Here is a 17,075-nt window from a genome sequence, read left to right as displayed (position 1 = left end):
CTCGATGACCCCAGGCTAGCAATTGGTGCGGGCTCAGCGGTTCTGGGTGAAGACGCCGCCGAAGCGGGCGATGGCCGTGATGGCCAGTGCCAGCAGCGGTAGCGTCCACAGGGCGGTGCCGAGGCCGACTCGGTCGGCGAGGTGGCCGATCAGGGGTGGGCCCGAGACGTAGCCGAGCCAGCCGAGGGCGGAGACGGTGGCGATCGCGGAGCCGGAGTTGGGGCCGGGGTCGGCTCGTCCGGCGGCGCTGAAGGCGCTCGGAACGATCAGGGCCAGACCGATTCCCATGGCGGCGAAGCCGAGCAGGGCCGGAATCGGTTGGGCGACAAGCAGAGCCGTTGTCATGCCGAGCGCGAAGACCGTGGACAGCGCGGGGAGCAGGCGGTCGATGCGGAATCGGCGCTCCAGAATCGTGCCGCCGAGGCGGACGGCGACCATGGCCAGGGCGTAGGCCGCGTAGCCGAGGCCGCCGAGCGCCGGGCCCGCGCCCAGGTCGTCGCGCAGATAGTTGGCCGACCAGTCCGCAGCGGCGCCCTCGCACAGCATCGACGCGAAAGCGATGCCGCCCAGGATCGCAACCAGCGGGGACAGGCGCGAACGGCGAGGCGGCCGGGTCCCGCGGGGCCGCGCGCCGTCGGCGAGCATGGCGCGCGACAGCCATCCGATCACCGCGACCGCCACCACACCCAGCACGAACAGCTGCGCGGTCAGCCCGAGGCCCGCCGCCACCGCGCCCGCGCCGATCAGGGCGCCGAGGAAGCCGCCGATGCTCCACAGGCCGTGCAGCCGCGCCATGATCGCCGTGCCCGCCGCCCGTTCCACCGTGACGGCCTGGGTGTTCATCGCGACATCGAGCGCCCCCTGGAACAGCCCCCACACCGCGAGCGCCCCGAACAGCAGCACCGGCGAATCGGCCAGTCCCACAGCCACACCGCCGATCGCATACCCGACGACGGACACCCGGATCATGCGACGGCTCCCCAGCCGCGGCAGCAGCGCCCCCGAGGCCACCATGGCCAGCACCGACCCGATCGGCGCACCCAGCAGCGCGGTGCCCAGCGCGCCGTCGCTCAACCGCAACTCCGCCTTGATCTGTGGAATGTGCGCCGTCCACGAGGCGAACAGCAGGGCGTGCACCAGAAAGGTCACCGCCACCGAGACCTGTACGGCCCCAGACGTTTTCGGCTCGGCGGCGACGGCGCAGCGGTCAGACACGATGCACCTCGATACCGTCGGCCTCCAGTGCCGCGACCGCGTCCGGCGGTGCGTCGGTATCGGTGACCACGATATCGATCGCGGAGGTCGCGCACACCACGGCCAGTGCCGTGCGGGCGAACTTGGCCGAATCGAGGAGGGCGACGGTCCGGGCGGCCGCCGCCATGCCGGCGCGTTTGACCGCCGCGTCCTGGAGGTCGTAGGCGGTCACACCGCGGCGCGGGCTGAATCCGCAGCAGGTCAGCAGCATCGTGTCGCAGCGCAGGGCGGCCAGGTTCTGCTCCACCATAGGCCCGACCAGCGTCGACTCGCCCGGTCGCACGGTGCCGCCCGGCAGCAGCAGCTGTATCCGCGGGGCGGCGGCCAGCACGGTGATCGCGTGCACGGCAAGCGGAATCACGGTGAGCCGCCGCGCGCTCAGTGCCTGCGCGGCGGCCGAACCCGTTGTGCCGCTGTCGAGTATCACCGACTCACCGTCCGCGATCAGCGCCGCGGCGGCCGCGGCAATGCGCGCCTTCGCCTCCACCCGCTCCAATTCCCGCATGGCATAGGGCATTTCCTCGCCGCGCGGCAGGGCGCTCACCGCGCCGCCGCGCACCCGCCGCAGCACCCCCGCCTGTTCCAGTTCGGCCAGATCACGCCGGATGGTGACCTCCGAGGTCGCCAGTGCGCGAGCCAGTTCGGTGACGGTGACCCGCTCCGAGGCCCGCAGGGCGCGGACGATGTCCGCGTGCCGATTCTCCGCTACAGCCATACCCATAACGTACATCAAGGGTGATCATTCGAAAGAATCTTATGATCAGTTCTAAGTCTCGGCCGGGTCCCTACGGCGCCTCAGGCTTGCCCGAGTCGGAGACGTCGAAATGCGGTGGAAGCGGCGCGGCGCCGGTGACCGTGCGCACGACCTGGGCGGCCACCTCCGCCAGCTTGATATTGCGGCGCTGCGATGCCTGCCGCAGGACGTCGAACGCGGCGTCGCGGTCGCACCCGCGGCGGCCCATCACGATGCCCAGGGCCTGATCGATCACCGAGCGGGACGCCAGGGCCTGCCGCAGTTGCGCGGTCAGCGCGGCCTGGCGGGCGCGATCGACCGCCGCCGACAGCACGACGGTGAGATATCCGGCCGCCTGCCGGGTCGAGGCATCGAATCCGTGCGACCGGGCGGAGTACAGGTTGAACGCGCCGATCACGGTCTCGTTCGACCACATTGGTCGGCTGTAGATGGAGCGCACCCCGTGCGCCAGCATCCGGGCCGGATAGTCGCCCCAGCGCTGTTCGCCCGCCACATCGGGCACCCACACCGGCTGTTCGCCCCGGACCACGTCCCAGCACGGACCCACCCCGGCGTCGCACTGGACGGCGTCGACCACGGCCGTGCGCCCGCCCGCCGGGGCGATGGTCTCCGGAGCGCCCTCGTGATGCAGCGTGACCGCCGCCATCGGCCGCCCCGGCAGCAGGCGCGACGCGAGCAGCACGACCTCGCCGATCGCGGCCCTCGCCGAGCCGGACGAGGTCACGAGCGCGGACAACTCTCGCACCGTCTCCGCGAACAGGTCGGGGATATCGGCATCGCCCACCTCGAACCCTCGCCCGGGCATACCTCTTCCTACCACCTCGACAGCCGACTCATCACCGCTTCGCACTACGAGAACTTTTCGTACCCAACGAATTTCGATAACGACAGGGATGCTGGGCGGGAGATCGGGCGATGAGCGGCCGCGGCGATAGACTGAGGCCGTGAAGAACTCGCGCCGAGGTCCCTCGGCCGCGGGCTACGGCATCGTCGCGATCGGCTCCTCGGCGGGTGGGGTCGGCGCACTGATCCGGCTGCTGAGCGGCCTACCGATGCTGCTCCCGGTACCGGTCGTCGTCGTACAGCATCTGAACCGGCAGCACGACACCATCATCGCCGAGGTCCTGAACCGCAAGTCCGCGCTCCCGGTCGCCCTGGCCGAGGCCGGGATGCGGATCGCGCCGGGCGCCGTCTACATCGCGCCGCCGAACTTCCACCTGCTGGTCGGCCGGGGCGGCATGCTCATGCTGTCCAGCGGCGCCCTCGTGCAATTCGTCCGTCCCTCTGCCGATCTGCTGTTCTGCTCGATCGCCGAGGCATACGCCCACCACGCCATCGCCTGCGTGCTGACCGGGTCCGGCAGCGACGGCGCGCGGGGGGTCGACGCGGTCAAGGCCCGGGGCGGGACGGTCATCGTGCAGGACCCCGACGAGGCCGAATTCCGGGGTATGCCCGACGCCGCCGTGCGGACCGGCGCGGCGGATCTGATCCTGCCGCTGGCCGAGATCGCCGACGCCATCGGGGGTTTGGTCGAGGAGCGCGAGCCGTGACAGAGGCCGACGGTGAGATCGCAAGTGAGTGGCGACAATTCGCCCGCGAGCGGGAGCGCGCGGCCCGTGCGGCCGCCATCGCCCGCAGATACGAGCAGCAGGCCGACCGGCCGGTGGCGTCGATGCGACCGTTCCGCCTCCGCATGGCGCAGTTGCACCGCGCCATGGAGGCCCGCCACTACGCCTGCGCCCGCCTGCACCGGCAGTACGCGCTGCGCCTGCAACGCTGGCGCGCGGCCGGAATCGCCGAGCGGCGGCCGTTGTTCATGGGCACGGTCGCCGACCAGCTCGGCATGACCAGCGCCGTGGTCACCCTGTTCACCGAGAACCGGCAGGAACTGCTCACCGCGGCCTCGGACGGGATCGCCCGCACCGCCCACGATCTCGAGGCCGTCCTCGGCCGCGGCCCGGCGCGGGACGCGTTCGTCGGCGGGGAAGTGCTGGTCGGCACGCGCGCCGAGCTGATCGACCAGTGGACCGAATACGGTTCGGCGGTCGCCGAACTGGGGGTCAACGCCGTGGTGGCGGTTCCGCTGGCGTCGATGTCGCGGCGGGTCGGCGCCCTGTGCGCGTTCTCCTCGCACCGGGCGCCCGCCGGGGTCACCACCACCGCCGACCGCGTCGCCGACGCCCTGGCCAATTCCGTCCTGCTCGGCGCCCACGACACCCGCGACGACGGGATCACCCCGCGCGGCACCCTGTTCGACGAGGCCGACTACCTCGACGCGGTGAATCAGGCCGCGGGTGTGCTGTCGGTGCGCCGCCACTGCACCGTCGACGCGGCGCTGGCGCTGCTGCGAGCGAGGGCCTATACGACGAACGTGCCGCTGCCCGAGTTGGCCCGGAAGATACTCGATGGGACCTCCGAACTCTGATCGGTGCGCGACGCGCGGAATCGACCGCTCGAGCAGGTACGTTGTCGATGTGGACCATCAGGAGAATGCGCCGGACCCCGGCTTCGAGGACATCCTCCAGTACGTCAAGGAGACGCGGGGCTTCGACTTCACCGGTTACAAACGCAGCAGCCTCATGCGCCGGGTCGACCGCCGCACCTCCCAACTCGGCATCGAGGACTACTCGGAGTATCTCGATGTGCTCCAGGCGAATCCGGACGAGTTCGTGGCCCTGTTCAACACCATCCTGATCAATGTGACCGGATTCTTCCGCGACGCGGACGCCTGGGAGTTCATCCAGACCGGCGTGGTTCCGATGCTGCTGGCCGAGCGCGGCCCCGACGAGCCGGTGCGGGTGTGGTGCGCCGGCTGCGCCTCCGGGGAGGAGGCGTACGGCCTGGCCATCGTGCTCGCCGAGGCGCTGGGCATCGACGAATTCCGGCGGCGCGTCAAGATCTACGCCACCGATGTCGACGAGGAGGCGCTGGCCGTCGCCCGGCACGCCACCTATACCGAGAAGGAGGTGTCCCCGGTCGGCCCGAACCTGATTCAGCGGTATTTCGAGCCGGCGGGCACCCGCTATTGCTTCCGCAAGGATCTGCGTCGCTCGGTGATCTTCGGCCGCAACGATCTCGTGCAGGACGCGCCCATCTCCCGGATCGATCTGCTGGCGTGCCGCAACACCCTGATGTATTTCAACGCGGAAACGCAGAGCAAGATCCTCGACAAATTTCATTTCGCCCTGGCGCCCCGGGGTCTGCTGTTCCTGGGCAAGGCCGAGATGCTGCTCAGCCACAACCGCACCTTCGATCCGGTGGACCTCAAGCGGCGGGTATTCCGGAAGGTGCCGACCTCCCGGGTCGATATCGGGTCGATATTCGGGCGCACCATGACTCCGGATCCGCGGGAACCGGATGAGGCGGAGGTCCTGCGCGGCCTGGCATTCGCGGCGGGGCCGGTGGCGCAGGTGGTGCTCGGCCACGATGACGCGCTCGCCGCGGTCAATGATCAGGCCAAGCATCTACTCGGCCTGAACGACCGCGAGATCGGGCGGCCGCTGCGAGATCTGGAGCTGTCCTATCGCCCGGTCGAGTTGCGCGGCTACATCGATCAGGTCCGCGCCGAGCGCAGGGCGGTGCGCATCAAGGACATCGAGTGGCAGCGCGGCCCGGGTGAGGTGCTCGCGCTCGAGGTGCACGTCTATCCGCTGTCGGTCGACGACGCGACCGCGGGCATCTCGGTGGTCTTCCACGACGTCACCTCGAACCGCCGCCTGCTCACCGACCTCGATCGCGCCAATCGGCAGCGCGAGTCGGCCTACGAGGAATTGCAGTCGACGAACGAGGAACTCGAAACCACCAACGAAGAACTGCAATCCACCAACGACGAGTTGCAGACCATCAACACCGAACTGCGCGAACGCAGTAACGAGCTCGACGAGGTGAACGGATTCTTCGGCTCGATCATGAGTTCGTGGTTCGCGGCGGTCATCGTGGTCGACACCTCCCTGCGCGTCGTCGTCTGGAACGCGGGCGCGGAGAACCTGTGGGGGCTGCGGCCGGAGGAGGCCGAGGGCGAGCATCTGCTCAATCTCGACATCGGTCTGCCGGTGGCGGAGTTGCGCCCGCTGGTGCGCCCGGCGCTGTCGGAACCGCAGTACCAGAACGAGATCCGGCTCGAGGGCGTGAACCGCCGCGGGCGGCCGGTCACCGTCCGCGTGGTCTGCACCTCGCTGCGGGAGCGCTCGGGCTCGCCGACCGGAGCGATCCTGGTGATGGAGACGATCGAACCGAACACCGCGCCGGATTAGGGGCTTTTCACCCTTGCGGCGCCGAGTGCGGATGTGCGACAACGGTGTTTGTGCGTCCGTTCGACGTCGATCTGTTCCTGTCCTACAACCACGACGCCGATCGGGCCCTGGCCCCCGCCGTGCAGCGGGGGCTCACCCACCTGGCGAAGCCGTGGAATCAGCCGCGCGCGCTGCGCGTTTTCCGCGACCGCACCGATCTGGCCGCCGCCCACGACCTCACCGCCGAGATCGAGAACGCGCTGCGGCGCGCCCGATTCTTCCTGCTGCTGGCCTCCCCGCAGGCCGCGGCCTCGCCGTGGGTCGCGCGGGAGATCGCCTACTGGCAGCGCTACCGTTCCCCGGAGACCTTCCTCATCGCCGTCACCTCCGGTGTGGTCGCCTGGCGCGGAAACGATTTCGACTGGAACGTCACCACGGCGCTGCCGCGGTCGCTGAGCGGCTGGTTCGCGCGCGAACCGATCTGGGAGGACCTGAGTTTCGCGCACGATCGGGACAAGCAGTCGCTGCGCTACGGCGAATTCCGCAGCGCGGTGGCCTCTTTGGCCGCTCCGGTGCGCGGGGTGCCCAAGCAGGAGCTCGACAGCGAGGACGTGCGCCGCCATCGGATCGCGACCCGGCTGGCCCGGGCCGCCGTGGCCGGGCTGACGATGCTGCTGGTCGGCGCGCTCGTGCTCGCCGGGGTGGCGGCGGTCCAGAAGAACACCGCCGATCGCCAGGCGCGGCTGGCGTTGTCGCGGCAGCTGGCGGCCACCGCCGACAGCCTGCTGCCCACCAATGTGCGGTCGGCGCTGCTGCTGGCGGTGCGCGCCTACCGCATCGACGCCAATCCGCAGACCCTGGGCGCGCTGCTGCGGGCGGATACGGCCAGTCCCGCGCTGGTGCGCTACCTGCCCGCGGGGGCGGCGGTGCAGACGCTGGTGGGGTCGGCCGACGGGTCGGCGATCGCGGCGGGTCTGGCCGACGGGCGGGTCGAGCTCTGGAGGCGAAATCGCCTGTCGCAGCCGGTGTTCGCCGCGACGCTGCACGGACCGGTGAGCGGCGTGGCGGTCGATGCCGACGGCGGTGTGCTCGCCGCCACCGACGGGAGTTCCGTCGTGCTGTGGCACGCCGACGGTCACCTCGCGACCGTTGCGCACCCGCCGGGGCAGCAGCCCGACGCCGTCGCGGTCTCCCCCTCCGGGGCGGTCGCCGCGGTCCACGGCCGCAGCCCGGGATTCGAGACGCCGAAATCGATGAGCATCGTCGACACCGCGACCGGCTCCGTCCGCGCGGTACAACCCGCGAGCAACACCAGCTCCGGGACCTCGCTGGTCCTGCCGACCGACGACGAGGCGCTGATCTTCGACCCCGGGGACGGCACGTGGGAGCGCCGACGAATCGCCGACTGGTCGGTACTGGCGGCCTCGACCGTGGGTTTCGGCGTGCACCAGCAGGGCGGGCGCCCCTCGGGCAACGGGCAGTTCCTCACCGGATCGAACGGTTCCTCGACCATTCCGGTGTGGCAGACCACCGGCCCGACCGACCCCGACCACCCCGCATTCACCGCCCTGGCGGATATCACCCGGGCGTCCGCGCTCACGTTGAGCCGGGACGGGTCCGCGCTCGCGGTCGCCGACGGCGGCGACATCTACCTCGCACCGGTCGCCCCCGCGAACGCGATCGTCCCGGCCGCCCCGATCGTCGGTGGATTCGACAGCCCCACGCCGGGACCCGTGCGCGCACCGACCGTGCACCTGCACGGCACCCCGCCCGTGACGGCCACCCCGCTGCTCGACTTCCTCGGTGACGATCGGAACCTCTTGTCGGCCACGGGTGCTCAGATCGCGCTGTGGAATCTCGACCAGGTGGATCGGCTGAGCCACACCAGCCCCATGAGCATGGGATCCCTCGACGACTGCGGCGGCTGCGGCGACCCGACCGTCTCGATCGCGCCGGACGACTCCGCCGCCGCCATCGTGAGCGCCGCCAGCACCAGAACCATCGTGGCGCCGCTGGCGGGGTCCGCGCACCCTGCGGCGAATCTGCCCGCCGTCCACGGGATTCCGCTGTGGACCACCGACAGTCGGCTCACCCTCGTGGCCGACGAGTCCGCTCCGACCCGTGGGGGCTCCGTCGACATCCTGCCGGGCGGCGACGGGACCGTCCCGATCCTCGCCGCCGATCGCACCGCCGACGGCGCCACCGTCCTGGCCCTCGACGACCGCGGTGACGTGTTCGCGCGCGACGCCCGGACCGGCGCCCTGCGCCACCTGCTGCCCGGCCCGCTGCACGGCACCGCCGACAATCTCGTCGACGGCGCCGTCGACGCGCGCGCCGGATTGGTCGTGCTCGTCGGAAACGACGGGGTGGCAACGGTTTACGACGTCGTCACCCATCGCCCACCGCACACCGTCCCCGGCCACGACGTCGCGCACGTGGCCTTCGCGGGCAGCCAGCTCCTGGTCATGCGCGCCTCCGGGTCGCTCGAGGTATGGAACAACACCGGGTCGCGGCCGATCCGGACCATCGGCGGGGACGGCAACGACCGGCGGCCACCGATCCCCGATCACACCGGCACGCTGGTGGCCCGCGACCGGTTGGACGGAACCATCGTCCTCACCGACACCGCCACCGGCACCACCCTCGACACCCTCCCCTACACCTCGCCGACCCGGCCCACCAAGGTCGGGGTCGCCTTCTCCCCCGACGGCCGCTATCTGGTGAGCGCGAACATCGACCTCGACACCATGGACACCGGAACCCTGATCCAGCGCGACATCTCACCCGATGGACTCATCCGCGACGCCTGCGCCGCCGCGGCCTCCGAATTCACCGACGACGAATGGCGAGCACTCGTGGGCACCGGCCAACCACACGTCGACTCGTGCCGGTGAGGGTCGCGCGGACCCGTCGTCCGCCCAGGCGTCGTTGGGTGACAATACAATTTGCGTTTTACACGGTCCGCGCGAAACGGCCGGGCCGGGGAATACGAGGCCGATCATGAATTTTCGGGATCGAATCAGCGCCGCGGGGCCGAAGCGGCTGCTGTCGCTGGATGGCGGGGGGATTCGGGGGGCGCTGAGTCTCGAGGTGCTGGCCGAGCTGGAGCGGCTGTGCCGGGAGCGGCTGGGGGCGGACGAGAACTTCGTGCTCGCCGACTATTTCGACTACATCGGGGGTACCAGCACGGGGGCGATCATTGCCGCGGGGCTGGCCTGCGGGATGCCGGTGGACCGGTTGCGACGGCTCTACACCGAGCACGGCCGCGAGATGTTCGACCGGGCCTTTCTCGCCCGGCGACTGCGCTACCGCTACGACAGCTCCCGCCTGCAGGCGCTGCTCCAGCACGAATTCGGGGCCACGACCACCTTCGGCGACGACCGACTGCGCACACTGCTGATGATCGTGCTGCGCAACGCCAGCACCGACTCGCCGTGGCCGCTGTGCAACAACCCGCACGCGAAATACAATGCGCCCGACCGCAAGGACAACAATCTCCAGCTGCGGCTGTGGCAGCTGGTGCGGGCCAGCACCGCCGCCCCCGTCTACTTCCCGCCCGAGGTGGTCGAGGTCGGCGACCAGGAATTCGTCTTCGTCGACGGCGGCATGACCATGTACAACAATCCGGCGTTCCAGCTGTTCCTGATGGCCACGCTGGGCGCCTACGGGCTGCGGTGGCCGACCGGGGAGGACCGGATGCTGGTGGTGTCGGTGGGCACCGGCACCGCGCCCAAGGACAACGACCGGCTGCGGCCCGGGGATATGAACCTGCTGTTCAACATTCCCTCCATTCCGGCCGCGCTCATGGTCGCCGCGCAGTACGAGCAGGACATGCTGTGCCGGGTGTTCGGCCGCTGCCGCCACGGCGCGGTCCTCGACCGCGAGATCGGCGACCTGCGCGGCGACGACGACGGGCTGCCCGGCCCCCGGCACTTCACCTACCTGCGCTACAACGCCGAACTGACCCCGAAGGGCCTGGCGGAGTTGGGACTACCGGACATCGACCCGGCCGGGGTGCAGAAGCTGGACTCGGTGGACCACATCGACGAGCTGCGCCGCATCGGGCGGCGGGTGGCCGGGCGGATCACCCCGGAGCATTTCGAGGGGTTCTGGTGAACGCTCCGCTGTGCTTCGTGCTCATGCCGTTTCGCACCAAGAGCGAGGCCGGGGTGACCGTCGAATTCGACGAGGTGTACCGCCGGATTCTGGAACCGGCGGTCACCGCGGCGGGGCTCACCTGCCTGCGCGCGGACGAGGATCAGGTCGCGGCGGTCATCCACAAATCCATGTTCGAGCGAATCCTTTTGTGCCCGTTCGCCGTCGCCGACCTCACCATGGCCAATGCGAACGTCTTCTACGAGCTCGGCATCCGGCACGCCGTGCGGCCGTGGAGCACGATCCTGGTGTGCGCGCGCGGATTCCGGCTCCCCTTCGATCTGATGCCCGCGCCGGTGCTGCGCTACCCCATCGACGAGCGCGGCGGCCCGGTCGACGACGACGCCGTCCGGGCCGAGCTGATCACCCGGCTCACCCGGGCGCGGGCCGACGAGAGCACCGACAGCCCGCTGTTCGATCTGTTCGACACCCTCGGCGCGCCCGACACCTCGCGGCTGGGCCGCGAGGGCTTCGAGGCCCGCGTCCGGACGACCGAGACGCTGCAGCAGCGCCTGCGGGTGGCGCGCACGGTGGCCGAGGTGGCGCGGGCGCGCGTCGACGTCGACGCGGCCGGTGGTTCCGACGACGCGATCGCCATCGAACTGCTCATGGTCTACCGGCGACTGCGGCAGTGGCAGGCGATGGTCGATCTCATCGCCGGGTTCCCCCGGCATCTGCGGGGCAACACGCTGGTGCGCGAGCAGGACGCGCTGGCGCGCAACCGCCTCGATCCCGGCAGTCCCGCCGCCGAATTGGCACTCGAGCAGTTGTGCCGCGACGCCGGACCGTCGGCGGAGACGCTGGGTCTGCTCGGCCGCGTCTACAAGGACCGCTGGCTGGCGGCGGGGTCGTCGCCGCGCGGGCGCGGACTGCTGAACAAGGCCATCGCCACCTATCAGCGCGGCTTCGAAACCGATTGGCGCGACCCGTATCCCGGCATCAACGCCGTCCACCTGATCTGGCTCACCGACCCGCGCGACGAGCGGCTGGGCGAGCTGATGCCCGTGGTGGAGTACAGCACCCGCCGCCGCATCGCGGGCGGCAGCGACGACTACTGGGACTACGCCACCATGATGGAGCTGGCGATCTACCGCGACGACTCGGCCGCCGCGCTGGACTGGCTGGAACGCGCCCTGGCCACCGATCCCGGTCCGATGGAGGCCGAGTCCACGCTGCACACCGTCTTGCGCGTGCGCGACCATCGCCCATCCCCGACCATGGCATGGGACATTCTGATAGCGGCGCTGCGCGAGGCCGCCGCGGACCCACCGACGAAGGACGGCCCATGACGACCGGCCCCGAACAGATCAGCGTCGACCGCACCGACGATCTGGGGCGGAGCCTGGCCGCCCATCGCATTCCGCTCGGACGGCCGGTGCTGGTGGTGATCGGCGGGGCCGCAGGGCTGTCGGAGACGGTGTCCTCGCCGGTGGCCGCGCTGTTCTCGGCGCTGGCGCCGGAGCTGGACCGGCTGCGGGCCGTGGTCGTCGACGGCGGCACCGATTCCGGGGTGATGCGCATCCTGGGCCGGGCGCGCGCCGCCGCCGGGGCGAGCTTCCCGCTGGTCGGCGTCGCCGCCGCGGGCACGGTGGGCCCGGCCGGGACCGAAACCGTCACCGCCCCGGCCGAACCCGGCCACACCCACCTGGTGCTGGTGCCCGGCGACAGCTGGGGCGACGAATCGCCGTGGCTGTCGGCGACGGCCGACGCGGTGGCCGGTGCGCGGCCGTCGGTCACGCTGCTGGTCAACGGCGGCTCCATCACCCTCGGCGACGCGCTCACCAGCCTCGCCGCCCGGCGGCCGCTGCTCGTGGTCGACGGAACCGGCAGGGCCGCAGACGATATCGCCCGCGCGCACGCGGCGGGGACCGTCGCCGAATCGGTGGGCGCCATCGCCGCCTCACCCCTCACCCACGTCCTGTCCATCCACCGGCCGCGGGAGATCGTCGCCGCGATCACCGCCATGCTCGCTCCCGCGTGAACGGCGGCATCGGCGCGGCAGCACACCTTCGGCTTACTCGAGAATCAACAGGCTCCCGTTGGGCACCATGGTGAGTCCCGCCGGATCGACCCTGCCGACCACCGGTCCGGCGCAGTTGCGGCCCGCATGCACCTCGACCACTTTGTCGGTGGTATTGCCGACGATGGTCTGGAAAGAGTTGCCGGTGTCGATGCACCCGGTCGGGTTCTGGTAGACCTTACCGTTGATGCTCACCTCGCCCGTCGCTGCCTGCGCGGGACCGGCCGCCAGCACTGCGAAGGCCCCGGCCGCCGCGACTGCGGCGACCCACCCAGCGGTACGAATCATCAAATCCTCCACATCGTTTCAGCTATCTCCCCGCCGACAGGCTACTCGGTCACTCGTCCATGGGCACCGGGCTCGAGACGAACGGTCTCGATTCCGCGTTTCGTGCTCGTAGCCCTCGGGTAGTCCTTTCCAAGTGGCTCTCTTCGTCCATGCCGTGCGCACGATGTGCGGGGGGCCGAGTGGGTCGGGTTGTCGTGGGTCGCTTGGTGGATGGCTAGGAGAAGAGGGTGGCAGTTGTACTCGTGCTGCGCGCACGCGGGCTCGGTGATCTCCTCACCGCGGTCCCGGCTCTTCGTGCGCTGCGACGGGCCAGGCCACAGGATCACATCGCGCTGGCCGCACCGCATCGGCTGAAACCGATCGTCGATCTGATCGCATCGGTCGACGAGATGGTGCCGACCGCCGATCCGGAGAGCATGCGCTGGGACGGCGAGCCTCCGGCACTGGCGGTGAACCTGCACGGTGCGGGCGCCGAGGGGATCGTGGAGCTGGCGAAGACGAATCCCGCGCGGATCCTGACATATCGCAATCCGGCGTTCCCGGAACTCGACGGGCCGCACTGGCAGCACGAGATGCACGACGTGGACCGGTGGTGTCACCTGCTGGAGTCCGACGGCATCGCGGCCGATCGCCGCAATCTCGGGCTGGTGCCGCCGGTGGCGACCACCAGCCACCGCAACAGCGTGGTCGTGCACGCGGGCGCGGGCGCTCCGGCGCGGCGCTGGCCGCCCGAGCGGTTCGCCGCAGTGGTGCGGCATCTGCTGGTGCAGGGCCGCGAGGTGGTGCTCACCGGCGACGAATACGAGCGCGAGATCGCCCTGGGCATCGCCGCGCGCGCCGGGCTGCCGCACCGGCAGGTACTGGCCGGGCAGCAGAACCTCATCGAGCTGGCGGCGGCTGTCGCCGAGGCCACGCTGGTGGTCTGCGGCGATACCGGTGTCGCGCATCTGGCCACGGCGTTCGGCACCCGGACCGTGCTGCTGTTCGGGCCCACCCCGCCCAGTTTCGCCGGGCCGCCGCCGCATCTGCTGAATCGGCACGTGGTGCTGTGGGCCGGGCGCGTCGGCGATCATCATGGCGCCGAACCGGATCCGGGGCTGCTCGAGATCGAGGTGTCCGACGTGGTGGACGCGGTGGACCGGCAGTTGAACAAGCGGCAGTGGCCGGGCGTGGACCGCCGCCGCCCCGCCTACCGCCGGGTGGGCTGAGCGCCCGAGGTTTCGGTGGCGTCGGCCGCCTCCGACAGGGCCGCCGCGTAGGCGGCGAGCGCGCTCGGCCAGAACTGTTCGAGATAGTCGCGCGCGTCGGCCAGGCCGCGGGGGTCCAGGGAATAGAGCCGCCGGTTGCCGTGCGGGCGCATCATCACCAGCCGCGCCTCGCGCAGCACCCGCAGATGTTGCGACACCGCCGAACTGGTGACCCCGACGGTCGCCGCGAGCTCGCCGACCGATCTCGGGGCCTGCGGCAGCGCCTCGAACACCGCCCGGCGGGTCGGGTCCGCGAGGGCGACGAGGGCTCGGACTCCGTTAGTGGGCACTAATGCAGAGTGCCGCGCCCGGCGATCGAGATCAAGCGGTCGGGTCGCCGATATCTGCGCCGGTCCAGGGTAAATCGCCTGGCCACGAGCCTGTCGGCGATCGACCCGCGTACCCGATGGCACCGATGTGACGGTAACAACACGATTAAGGTGCGGCGCGCCTGCTCCCGTATGTTCGCCACATGCCCGTGATCGTTTCGTTACCTTCGCACCGGGCTCGCCGCGCCGCTCAGGCGGTGGCGATGACCGCGGTGGTGGGCGCCTCGCTCGGCGTGCTGGGCGCCGCGGACCGGCACAGCGCCGGGGCGGCACCCGGACTCGCCGCCCGCCAGCACACCCTGGCCGAGGTTCCGGCCGCCGCGGAGCCGACGCCCGCCGGGCCCGCGCCCGTGCCCGCCGCGATGCCCGCGCCGGAGCCGCTGGCCAAGATGGCCCGCGACTTCCACCCGCGCACGGTGCGGCCCGTCGCCGGGGTGCTCACCTCCGGCTTCGGCATGCGCTGGGGCGAGTTGCACGCCGGGATCGACTTCGGTGAGGCGCTGGGCACGCCTATCGCGGCCGTCACCGACGGCGTGGTCGTCGAGGCCGGGCCCGCTTCGGGATTCGGCCTGTGGGTGCGGGTCCAACAGGACGACGGCACCATCGGGGTCTACGGACACGTCAACGACATTCTGGCCACCGTCGGCCAGCAGGTCCGCGCGGGCGACATCATCGCCACCGTCGGCAACCGCGGCTTCTCCACCGGCCCGCACCTGCACTACGAGGTCTGGGCGGGCGAGGGCGGCGAGAAGCTGGACCCGCTCCCCTGGCTGGAGGGCCGCGGAATCCCGGTCGGTCAGCCGCAGGACTAGATCCTCATCCCGCAGTACTAGGGGCGAATGGCACCGGCGGGGGACGTGACCTGCGAGTCCGCGATCCTAGCGTCGTCGCATGACCTCACTTGCTGTGCTTTCCTCCGGCCGCCGCTGGCATCGGCCACTGCTGTGGGTGACCGGCATCATGGCGGCGCTCGTGGTGTTCAGTCTGTGCGCCATGGTCGTCGACCATCGCCGCGTTCTCGACGAATCGGTGTGGCTCAAGCCCGCCAAGTTCGGGCTGGCCTTCACCCTCTACACCGGGACGCTGGCGTGGCTACTGTCGTTCCCGCACAAGGGATCCCGTATCACCTGGTGGCTGGGGACCGTGTTCGCGGTGACCGGTGTGATGGATGTCGGGTTCATCGTGGTGCAGGCCGCGCGCGGCACCTTCAGCCACTTCAACCACGAGACCGATGCGGTGAACCGGATCGGGCAGCTGGTGTTCGACTCCGGGGTGCCCGGATTGTTCTTCGCCAATCTGTGCATCGCGCTCATCCTGTGCTGGCAGCGGATTCTCGACCGGCCGTTCTCGCGGGCGGTGCACGCCGGGCTCGGGATCGCCGTGGGCGGAATGGCATTGATGTATCTGGTGGGCACCACCGGCAAGCAGACCGTGCACGATGCCACCGGGAAGCCGGTCCCGCTGACCGCCGGGCACACCGTGCTGCGTTCGCATCCGGTGGCGCGCGACGGCGGGCCGGGACTGCCGATCACGCACTGGAGCACCGTCGGCGGCGATATGCGGGTCCCACATTTCTTCGGGCTGCACGGAATTCAGGTGCTGCTGCTCGCGGCGATCGCGCTGGCGTGGGCGGGCCGCCGGTACCCGTGGCTGACCGAGCGGGTGCGGGCGCGGCTGATCGGGGTCCTGGCCCTCGGCTACGCCGCAATGGTGGCGCTGCTGCTGTGGCAGGCGCTGCACGCCCAGCCACTCACCCATCCCGACCGGACCACGCTGCTCGCCGCGGCCGCCCTGATCACCGCCACCGCACTCGCCACCGCCGCCGTGATCGCACTGGCCCGCCGGGCCGAGCACCCCACCCTCGCGCCGCCGCCCCAATTCGACACCACCGCAGCACTTCCGATCAGACGGTAACCGAGATACCCGTGGGCACAACGCTTTTCCTTGAAGCGACCACTCCGACGATCCCGTGCGTCACTCGTACGGTCCCGGTGCGTCATTCGTACGATCCGGGCGCGTCATTCGTACGATCCGGGCGCATCACTCGTACGATCCGGGCGCATCACTCGTACGATCCGGGCGCATCACTCGTACGATCCCGGCACATCCCTCCCATGTTCCCGGCACATCAGTCTCATAGTCCAGGCGCGTCACTCTCATGGTCCCGGCGTGCTTTTGGCCGGGACCTTACGGTGAGGTCCCGGCCAAAAGCACGCCGGGACCAGAGGGGGACGACGGCGCCGGGACCAGAGGGGGGCACCACCGGGATCGGAGGCGTGGCTTGTCGGCCTACTGCCCCCGGACGGAGCGGATGGCCGACACGATGGCGTCGAGATCGATGTCCAGGCTCGGGTCCTGCTGTTTGGCCTCGCGGAATTCCTGGACCAGGTCGTCGATGGTGCTGCGGCGGGCCAGGGTGATCAGTTCCTGGCGGACGTAGTCGCTGAGCGGCAGGCCGGTGGCCGCGGCGCGACGGGCCAGCATGCCCCAGGCGTCGGCGGGCAGGTCGTAGGTGTTGAGCAGGACCATGGCGTCGCTATCGATTTCCGGGCCCGGCTGGTCGGGGCGTTCGGCGTCGAGAAATTCCACCACGGTGTCGATGGGGACGCGTCTACCGGCCAGGGCCGTCAGTTCCCGGCGGATGTACGCCACCACCGGCATCCCGGCCGCGCGGGCCCGGCGACCCAGCACATCGGCGGTGGATGCGGGCAGATCCTCGATCTCGATGAGCGCCATAGCGGACACGGTAGGGGCACCATGATCGTTCGACAAGCGCACAGGCGCGGTCGGCGCGCG

General features: G+C 70.6%; 16 protein-coding genes. 10 read left to right on the top strand and 6 right to left on the bottom strand.

What is annotated here, in order from left to right:
- Nucleotides 1-33: 33 nt before the first annotated feature.
- The 3 genes from HPY32_RS34750 to HPY32_RS45155 all read right to left on the bottom strand — a co-directional run bounded on the left by HPY32_RS34750 (nucleotide 34) and on the right by HPY32_RS45155 (nucleotide 2,813).
- Complete coding sequence (locus HPY32_RS34750) at nucleotides 34-1,215, bottom strand: MFS transporter (RefSeq protein ID WP_067589362.1); 1,182 nt, start codon at nucleotides 1,213-1,215, stop codon at nucleotides 34-36.
- On the bottom strand, nucleotides 1,208-1,969 hold the full coding sequence (locus HPY32_RS34745) for a DeoR/GlpR family DNA-binding transcription regulator (RefSeq protein WP_067595929.1): 762 nt from the start codon (nucleotides 1,967-1,969) through the stop codon (nucleotides 1,208-1,210). The genes HPY32_RS34750 and HPY32_RS34745 overlap by 8 nt, the downstream gene beginning before the upstream one ends.
- A gap of 70 nt (nucleotides 1,970-2,039) precedes the next feature.
- Nucleotides 2,040-2,813 carry a GAF and ANTAR domain-containing protein gene (locus HPY32_RS45155; RefSeq protein ID WP_067589365.1) on the bottom strand — a complete coding sequence of 258 codons (774 nt, stop codon included), beginning with the start codon at nucleotides 2,811-2,813 and terminating at the stop codon, nucleotides 2,040-2,042.
- 139 nt (nucleotides 2,814-2,952) lie between these two features.
- Here HPY32_RS45155 and HPY32_RS34735 point away from each other — a divergent pair, with 139 nt between their 5' ends.
- The 7 genes from HPY32_RS34735 to HPY32_RS34705 all read left to right on the top strand — a co-directional run bounded on the left by HPY32_RS34735 (nucleotide 2,953) and on the right by HPY32_RS34705 (nucleotide 12,376).
- Entirely contained in the window at nucleotides 2,953-3,558 is a 606-nt protein-coding gene (locus HPY32_RS34735; RefSeq protein ID WP_067589367.1) for a chemotaxis protein CheB, read from the top strand.
- The gene (locus tag HPY32_RS46325; protein ID WP_067589370.1) at nucleotides 3,555-4,433 is read left to right on the top strand and encodes an ANTAR domain-containing protein; all 879 of its coding nucleotides are present in this window, start codon (nucleotides 3,555-3,557) and stop codon (nucleotides 4,431-4,433) included. Before HPY32_RS34735 ends, HPY32_RS46325 begins: the two co-directional genes overlap by 4 nt.
- A 49-nt stretch (nucleotides 4,434-4,482) precedes the next feature.
- On the top strand, nucleotides 4,483-6,261 hold the full coding sequence (locus tag HPY32_RS34725) for a CheR family methyltransferase (RefSeq protein WP_067589373.1): 1,779 nt from the start codon (nucleotides 4,483-4,485) through the stop codon (nucleotides 6,259-6,261).
- Between the two features lie 44 nt (nucleotides 6,262-6,305).
- Nucleotides 6,306-9,134, top strand: a complete 2,829-nt coding sequence (locus tag HPY32_RS34720) for a toll/interleukin-1 receptor domain-containing protein (RefSeq protein WP_171983203.1) — start codon at nucleotides 6,306-6,308, stop codon at nucleotides 9,132-9,134.
- A 106-nt stretch (nucleotides 9,135-9,240) separates the two neighbouring features.
- A complete protein-coding gene (locus tag HPY32_RS34715) occupies nucleotides 9,241-10,356 on the top strand; it encodes a patatin-like phospholipase family protein (protein ID WP_067589379.1) in 1,116 nt (371 codons plus the stop codon).
- Entirely contained in the window at nucleotides 10,353-11,684 is a 1,332-nt protein-coding gene (locus HPY32_RS34710) for a TRAFs-binding domain-containing protein (RefSeq protein ID WP_067589385.1), read from the top strand. The genes HPY32_RS34715 and HPY32_RS34710 overlap by 4 nt, the downstream gene beginning before the upstream one ends.
- Complete coding sequence (locus HPY32_RS34705) at nucleotides 11,681-12,376, top strand: hypothetical protein (protein WP_067589388.1); 696 nt, start codon at nucleotides 11,681-11,683, stop codon at nucleotides 12,374-12,376. Before HPY32_RS34710 ends, HPY32_RS34705 begins: the two co-directional genes overlap by 4 nt.
- 33 nt (nucleotides 12,377-12,409) lie before the next feature.
- Here the strand turns inward: HPY32_RS34705 and HPY32_RS34700 are convergent, their stop codons facing one another.
- Nucleotides 12,410-12,703 (bottom strand): hypothetical protein, encoded by a 294-nt coding sequence (locus tag HPY32_RS34700; protein WP_067595930.1) that lies wholly within the window; start codon nucleotides 12,701-12,703, stop codon nucleotides 12,410-12,412.
- A gap of 227 nt (nucleotides 12,704-12,930) precedes the next feature.
- Between HPY32_RS34700 and HPY32_RS34695 the strand changes: the two genes are divergently transcribed.
- Nucleotides 12,931-13,911, top strand: a complete 981-nt coding sequence (locus tag HPY32_RS34695) for a glycosyltransferase family 9 protein (RefSeq protein ID WP_067589390.1) — start codon at nucleotides 12,931-12,933, stop codon at nucleotides 13,909-13,911.
- On the opposite strand, the gene HPY32_RS34690 is transcribed toward HPY32_RS34695, so the two are convergent.
- The gene (locus HPY32_RS34690; protein WP_067589392.1) at nucleotides 13,893-14,240 is read right to left on the bottom strand and encodes an ArsR/SmtB family transcription factor; all 348 of its coding nucleotides are present in this window, start codon (nucleotides 14,238-14,240) and stop codon (nucleotides 13,893-13,895) included. The genes HPY32_RS34695 and HPY32_RS34690 overlap by 19 nt on opposite strands.
- A gap of 182 nt (nucleotides 14,241-14,422) precedes the next feature.
- On the opposite strand from HPY32_RS34690, the gene HPY32_RS34685 reads away from it, so the two are divergent.
- Entirely contained in the window at nucleotides 14,423-15,091 is a 669-nt protein-coding gene (locus HPY32_RS34685; protein WP_231951680.1) for a M23 family metallopeptidase, read from the top strand.
- Between the two features lie 79 nt (nucleotides 15,092-15,170).
- Complete coding sequence (locus HPY32_RS34680) at nucleotides 15,171-16,193, top strand: hypothetical protein (protein ID WP_231951681.1); 1,023 nt, start codon at nucleotides 15,171-15,173, stop codon at nucleotides 16,191-16,193.
- A 375-nt stretch (nucleotides 16,194-16,568) separates the two neighbouring features.
- Here the strand turns inward: HPY32_RS34680 and HPY32_RS34675 are convergent, their stop codons facing one another.
- Entirely contained in the window at nucleotides 16,569-17,015 is a 447-nt protein-coding gene (locus HPY32_RS34675) for a hypothetical protein (RefSeq protein WP_067589405.1), read from the bottom strand.
- Nucleotides 17,016-17,075 lie beyond the last annotated feature (60 nt).

This window comes from Nocardia terpenica (assembly GCF_013186535.1).
Classification (GTDB): domain Bacteria; phylum Actinomycetota; class Actinomycetes; order Mycobacteriales; family Mycobacteriaceae; genus Nocardia; species Nocardia terpenica.
Note: the sequence above shows the minus strand (reverse complement) of the source record. Positions and strands in the feature narration are given on the sequence as shown.

Excerpts from the sequence above, each read along its gene's own strand:
- HPY32_RS34700 (WP_067595930.1), bottom strand. The coding sequence starts at position 12,703 with ATGATTCGTACCGCTGGGTGGGTCGCCGCAGTCGCGGCGGCCGGGGCC.
- HPY32_RS45155 (WP_067589365.1), bottom strand. The coding sequence starts at position 2,813 with ATGCCCGGGCGAGGGTTCGAGGTGGGCGATGCCGATATCCCCGACCTG.
- HPY32_RS34680 (WP_231951681.1), top strand. The coding sequence starts at position 15,171 with ATGACCTCACTTGCTGTGCTTTCCTCCGGCCGCCGCTGGCATCGGCCA.
- HPY32_RS34675 (WP_067589405.1), bottom strand. The coding sequence starts at position 17,015 with ATGGCGCTCATCGAGATCGAGGATCTGCCCGCATCCACCGCCGATGTG.
- HPY32_RS34685 (WP_231951680.1), top strand. The coding sequence starts at position 14,423 with ATGCCCGTGATCGTTTCGTTACCTTCGCACCGGGCTCGCCGCGCCGCT.
- HPY32_RS34715 (WP_067589379.1), top strand. The coding sequence starts at position 9,241 with ATGAATTTTCGGGATCGAATCAGCGCCGCGGGGCCGAAGCGGCTGCTG.
- HPY32_RS34745 (WP_067595929.1), bottom strand. The coding sequence starts at position 1,969 with ATGGCTGTAGCGGAGAATCGGCACGCGGACATCGTCCGCGCCCTGCGG.
- HPY32_RS34705 (WP_067589388.1), top strand. The coding sequence starts at position 11,681 with ATGACGACCGGCCCCGAACAGATCAGCGTCGACCGCACCGACGATCTG.